The sequence below is a fragment of the Kitasatospora sp. NPDC051164 genome (genome assembly GCF_044455625.1).
Classification (GTDB): Bacteria; Actinomycetota; Actinomycetes; order Streptomycetales; family Streptomycetaceae; genus Kitasatospora.
This window is the reverse complement of the sequence record NZ_JBITFB010000098.1, coordinates 1-5,694: the sequence shown is the minus strand read 5'-3', so window position 1 is coordinate 5,694 and position 5,694 is coordinate 1. Positions and strand designations below refer to the sequence as shown.

General features: G+C 72.3%; 4 protein-coding genes and 1 pseudogene. 3 read left to right on the top strand and 2 right to left on the bottom strand.

Going from position 1 to position 5,694, the window contains the following annotated elements:
• Positions 1 to 774: 774 nt before the first annotated feature.
• Positions 775 to 1,005, top strand: coding sequence for a hypothetical protein (locus ACIBEC_RS47450; RefSeq protein WP_360510178.1), 231 nt, complete (start codon positions 775 to 777; stop codon positions 1,003 to 1,005).
• 158 nt (positions 1,006 to 1,163) lie between these two features.
• Positions 1,164 to 1,751: a hypothetical protein gene (locus ACIBEC_RS47445; RefSeq protein ID WP_360510176.1), complete on the top strand. Its 588-nt coding sequence runs from the start codon at positions 1,164 to 1,166 to the stop codon at positions 1,749 to 1,751.
• A 108-nt stretch (positions 1,752 to 1,859) separates the two neighbouring features.
• On the opposite strand, the gene ACIBEC_RS47440 is transcribed toward ACIBEC_RS47445, so the two are convergent.
• Positions 1,860 to 2,186, bottom strand: a complete 327-nt coding sequence (locus ACIBEC_RS47440) for a hypothetical protein (protein ID WP_360510174.1) — start codon at positions 2,184 to 2,186, stop codon at positions 1,860 to 1,862.
• A gap of 366 nt (positions 2,187 to 2,552) precedes the next feature.
• On the opposite strand from ACIBEC_RS47440, the gene ACIBEC_RS47435 reads away from it, so the two are divergent.
• Positions 2,553 to 4,340 carry an Ig-like domain-containing protein gene (locus tag ACIBEC_RS47435; protein WP_360510172.1) on the top strand — a complete coding sequence of 596 codons (1,788 nt, stop codon included), beginning with the start codon at positions 2,553 to 2,555 and terminating at the stop codon, positions 4,338 to 4,340.
• Between the two features lie 1,108 nt (positions 4,341 to 5,448).
• Here ACIBEC_RS47435 and ACIBEC_RS47430 read toward each other — a convergent pair.
• Positions 5,449 to 5,694, bottom strand: a pseudogene (locus ACIBEC_RS47430) (hypothetical protein); the annotation flags it as partial.

Below are 5,694 nucleotides of genomic sequence, written 5' to 3'. Positions count from 1 at the left end.
CACGGAAAGCGCGCCGACCAGGCACAGCGACCCAAGCGACCCACACCACCACCGCTGGCCACGGACGGGCTCGGATGGCGACGAGGCGCCAGCCAGGACAGCGGCCCAGGCCGGCCACCGCCGGGCAGCGAGTGCTGGAGGCCGGCCGCGCGCTGGCGGCGGATCAGGCAAAGGCGGCCGTCGTGGACCAGCACCGCGCACACCCGCGTCCGGACCGGCCCGGTCACCGCCGGTCCGCTACCCGCTCGGGGGTTCGGGCGGCGCGGACCGGTCTCTTCCCAGTGTGTGCGGGCGGGAGCCGCGCTGCTGCCGGGGTGGTCCCGATGGTGGTGTCAGGGGGTGTCGCCGGACCAGTCCCAGCGGGAGGGATCTGCGGGGCGAGGTTCGTAGTGGGTGCGGCCACCGGCGCCGTACCGGCCGATCTCGGTGGCCAGCGCGGCCCCGTCGGCGAGCTGCTCGGCATCCCAGCCGGTGACGTCGAGCCGTTGACTGAACTAACTTTGACATTTGTACAGCTCAGGGCAGGTTTCTGCTAGCTTCCGGGCATGGGTCAACTCGGTGATCCCGCACGACGTGTGGAGAATCTGGTCCTGCCCGATACGGGCTGCCTCTTGGAGACTGGCGATCCGTGGGAGCCGGGCAGGTACATCCAGCGGGCCGGACACCGGCAGGCGGGACCCCACGCAGCAGGGATCCGGCAATTGAGTACGCATACTCACCTCGGCCGCCGTCACGCCCGGAATACTGGCAGGACGTCTGTCTCAGGAGGGAAACATGTCCCGCCCATCGCACGTTGCCGCACGAGCCGCACTCGGGCTGGTGGCCGTCATCGGGCCGCTCATCCTGATTGCCTTCACTGTCCTGCTGGTCTTCACGTCGATCTCCGGGTTCTGGGCGACGCTCGGCATGACGCTGCTCGGACTGCTGTCCGTCGCTTCCATCGCTGTCTGGGCGTTCCTCGGCATTCTCGCCTTTTCCTTGAAGAAGTGGGCGCGGCGCTTCTAGGTCTCGCCCCACCCGCCAACTCAAGCGCTGATCGTGCGCGTCGAACGCGCCCAGAACGCGCCAGATGGTGCGGAAGGAGCTGGCATCGATCCCAGCGTCGGCTTCAGCTTTCATAGCCTCGCCAGCGTCGTGGACCTCGGCCGGTCCGCGGGGTCCCGATGTCGGCCCGGAGAAGCCAGCGGTGCGACACGGGCGCGAGCACCTGCTGGACGTCGGCCGGATCCACGCCGCCTTCGTCACCGACGCCCGCGCCCGCGGCGAGGCCTGCGGCCCGCTCGACCTCCTCCCCCACCCGGAGCTGCCCGCCGGCGAGGGCCGGGTGTACCGGCCCGCCGCCCACCTTCGCCTACACCTCCGGCACCGGAGACGAGCGGCACCGGCTGCGGGCGTTCATCGAACGCCACCGCCCCGGCGCCGGCGACGAACAGACCGCGGCGCAGCCGGCGGCCTGCGCCCGGGTCTGGGAGCAGGCGGGCGAGGACGGGTCGGGACGGGCGTGGGAGCGGCGCTGGAGGGCGTTCCCACGACTGCTGGTGGTCCTGGTCGGCACGGCGGCCTCCGGGATGCGGTCGGCCGTGGCGGACCTGCGGCTGGCCGCCGAGAAGAAGCCGGCCGTCGCCGAGATGCTCACCGCCGTCCCGGCCGACGCCGCCCGGATCGAGGACCTGGTCCAGCGCAGCCCCGCCGCGCCGATCTGGCACCCGCTCAGCAGCAGCGGACGGGCGTGCGGGTGGACCGAGCTGTAGGCGACGAGTGGGACCGGCGCGGTGGCCCGCCGGGAGTTTCCGCGTTACCTGGCCAAGGCGGACCTGTCTGTGACTCAGCACGTCAGGCAGGGCCGTAACTGGACGGCCTCAGAACGTTGTGCGGCTGCCGCTGCGGGGGTCGCCGATCGGGACCCGCTCGTCGTAGAGCCCGGCTCGGGCTGAGCGGCGCCACGGGCGGGCGTAACGAGTGGCCGCGTTGATGTCCTCGTCCTTGGAGTGGAGGTCGATGTCGGCGATGGCCAGGGCGGGGTGTCCGTCCGCGCGACAGCGCGCCAGCCACCGCCCACCGGGCCCCACGATCCCGGACGGCACCGTGTTGCTGAACTGCGCCGGGACGGAGTAGCCCAGCCAGTAGTTGTAGAGCGTTCCGTACGCCTGGGCCACGCGGGCCCGGGGCGCGTCGTCGACCATCACCGACAGCAGGACGCAGTCGACGTTCAGACGTTCGTACTCGGCGAATACCTCGTGGCTTCGTCCACGAGTTTGGGCAGCACTTCGACACCGATTCGGGAGGCACGAGGCTTCCGAGACCGCGGCGGAATGTTCACGGGTTTCGACAGCACCACCCGCCTGCCGGGCCCGGCCTGGTGGCGTCCTGGGCGACGGAGGTCGGGTTCGCGCTCCGGTCTTGCGCGCATGTCAGGTGGGCGGGCCCGCCGGGGTGATTCGGCGGTGTGTCAGGTCGGTGTCCCGGCCTCGGCCCGGACGGTCTGATCCAGAGTGGCGGACGGCAGCCCCCTGCCGAACCACCCCTTCCCCCGCCTTCTTGGGAGCAGCATCGTGAAATTCTCACCGCCGGCTGCCGCCGGTCAGCCGGGCGCGGTCGTGAGCGGGCGCCGCCCCGGTTCGGCCGCCCGCCGTGGACGTGCGCTGGCCGTTGCGGCCGGCATGTTCTGTGCCGCCGGTATCACCCCGGTGGCGCTGTCCGGGACCGCCCACGCGCAGGGCACCTGTACGACCTCCGGTAACACCACCACCTGCACATTCGCCTTCACCGGCGCCGAGCAGACGTTCACCGTCCCGGGCGGCGTCACGCAGGTCGACGTCACGGCGATCGGCGCGGCCGGCGGCCTGCAGGGGGTCGGTGCTGTGGTGAGCGGCGGCCGTGGCGCTCAAGTGTCAGGCACTCTTACCGGACTGTCCGGCGGACAGACGCTCTACGTCGAAGTCGGCGGCACCGCCACCAACAACGGATCCTGTTACCCGTTCTCGCTGTGCACCGGCGGCTTCAACGGAGGCGGCAACACTCACTTCGGCGGCGGCGGCGGCGGAGCCTCCGACATCCGCACCCAACCCCGCACCACCCCCCTCACCACCACCGACTCCCGCCTCATCGTGGCCGCGGGCGGCGGTGGAGCCGGTGAAGCCGGTCAATTCCCCTGCCCGGGAAGCCCGGGTGGGGATGCCGGCCAGCCGGGCGCAGACGGGGCCTGCAGCGGTGGAATCGGCGGCGGGGCGGGCACAGCCACCCAGGGCGGGGCCGGCGGTGCTGGGGGCGGCGGGACGCAGTCCGGTGTGCCCGGCACGCTCGGCACCGGCGGCAACGGCGGCCTGAACACGGGCGGCGGAGGCGGCGCGGGCTACTACGGCGGAGGCGGCGGTGGCAACATCAACCCCCTGATCACCCCGGCCGGGAGTGCGGGTGGTGGGGGCGGTGGCTCGTCCCTCGTCCCCGCCGGCGGCACCGGCCCCACGGTGACCAGCGCTGCCGCGAGCATCACCATCAGCTACCTCACCCAGCCCACGGTGACGACCGTGCTCACGACCTCGCCGAACCCGTCGCTGTTCGGGCACCCGGTCACGCTCACCGACACCGTCTGCCCCAACGGCGGTTCGACCACGACCCCGACCGGCACCGTCACCTTCGCCGACGGCGGCGCCACCCTCGGCAGCGCCCCACTGACCCCCGGCGGAGGCGACCACTGCGCCCAGGCCCAGCTGACCTGGTCGAACCTGCTGCCCGGCAGCCACACCCTGACCGCCCAGTACAGCGGCGACGCCACCTACCCGGCCCCCGCGCTGGAGAGCGCCACCCAGACGGTCAACTGCGCGCGCACCGTCACCGGCTCCGTGGCCGGCGTCGTCGCCACCGGCGAGAGCACCTGCATCGTCGACGCCGCCGTCGGCGGCAGCGTCACGGCCGGGGCGGGCACCGCCCTGTTCATCGGCAACTCCACCGTCCAGGGCAGCGTTGCCTCCTTCGGCTCCACCCTGGTCGGGGTGTGCGGCACCACCGTCACCGGCTCCCTCGCCGTCAACGGAGCAAGCAGGTTCGTCGTCATCGGCGATCCCGGCGATGACCACTGCGCCGCCAACCAGATCCAGTCGTCGGTCCAGCTGACGAACAACACCGGAGGCCTGGAGGCCTTCGGCAACCACATCGGCGCAACCGTGCTGGTCACCGGCAACACCGGCACCGGGCCCTTCCCCGAGGACAACCGCCCCGAGATCGAAGGCAACACCATCGGCGGCTCCCTGTTCTGCTCGGGCAACACCCCGCCCCCCACCAACGACGGCCACCCCAACACCGTCACCGGCGTCCGCACCGGCCAGTGCATCACCCTCTAACCCACCCGGCCGCACATCCCACCCCCGGGTAAGCCCGTAGTGCCCGCTCCCGCTGCCGGACTCCACGCAGCGGACGGGGGCTCCTCGTGTCACATGCCGCCAGCCGAAGCGCGGGTGACTCCCATTCTCGCGAACAGCGCCTATTCGAGCAGACGCGCGACTCCCAATCTCATGTCGAAACGACGGCACAACCCGCGTACATAGCCACATGGCTTCTGACTACGCCGACGAGCGCAGCGAGACCGAGGCCTGAGTGGTAGCGGACCAAGCTGCTCGTTCCAAGCTCGCCGCGCTCACGTGACACGATCTGCGTCTCCGACACACCATTGCCTGCTGGAGGAGCACCACTGGCTGGCCACCCGTCTGCTTGCACCGGGCGGTGGCCAGCCGGGCACTCACACCCGGTCCTTGGGCGGGTAGAGCTTGGCGTGCTGCAACGGGGCCTTCGGCCACGGGTCTGCCGGGGCGGGGAGAGGCGCGCGGCCATCAGCACGCGCTTGATCGGGGCGGGCTGCACCAGCGGACTCAGCCCCTGCGTCTCCCGGTCGCTGACGCACCGCGGGCACTCCAGCCGGTTGGGGTCGGCCTTCTCCGTCAGCTCCAGCGGCGAGCGGCAGCGGGGCCGCGGCGCAGCCGGACTGCGGACGGGCACCGGCGAGGGTGCGGCGAGGCGGCAGCGACTGACGGCGGCCCGGCCGCAGCAGACCGCATCGGGGCGCAGCAGCGCGGGCGGCACACAGCCGAGCAGGACGGGGACGGCCACCGGCCGGCGGGCCAGGACGGCTGTTGGGCCGGGTACCAGGCGGAACAGCGGACAACACGACGGCGGCCGGCCTACACCGGGCGCGCCGGCGACGTCGCCGCACCGCGCTGGCCTGCTTGCCGCGCCGTTCCGGCCCTGCTGGTTGATCTACGGGTTGTACGTGCCGGTCCGTCGTTGGTGGCTCGGCTGAACGGTCAACGGCATCGGCACCCGGCAGGACGTGCCGGTAGACCGTCTCCCACACCGTCACCTGGCAGCCATGGCCCAGGGCCTGCCACACGCCGTCCGGGCGCACCTTGCGCCGCCCGCCCGGCAGCACGAACTCCAGCTCGGTCTCCCAAGACGTCACCGATCCGATCCCGCCCGGTGCGCCCGGGCGGTGCCGCCGCGCACCAATGCCACCACGGTCTCGTTGACGGCCATCGCGTGGGGTGCGCCCGAGGCGCCGGCGCCCTTGGCCGTTGAACCCATCTCGGGGCGGGTGAGTCCGAGGACGTGCCCGGCGGCGTCCAGTCCGGCGGCGCCTTCGAGTCGCCAGGTCTTGTGCCGGTCCTTGGGGTTGCCGTCGGAGGCGACCAGGCCGTGCAGCGC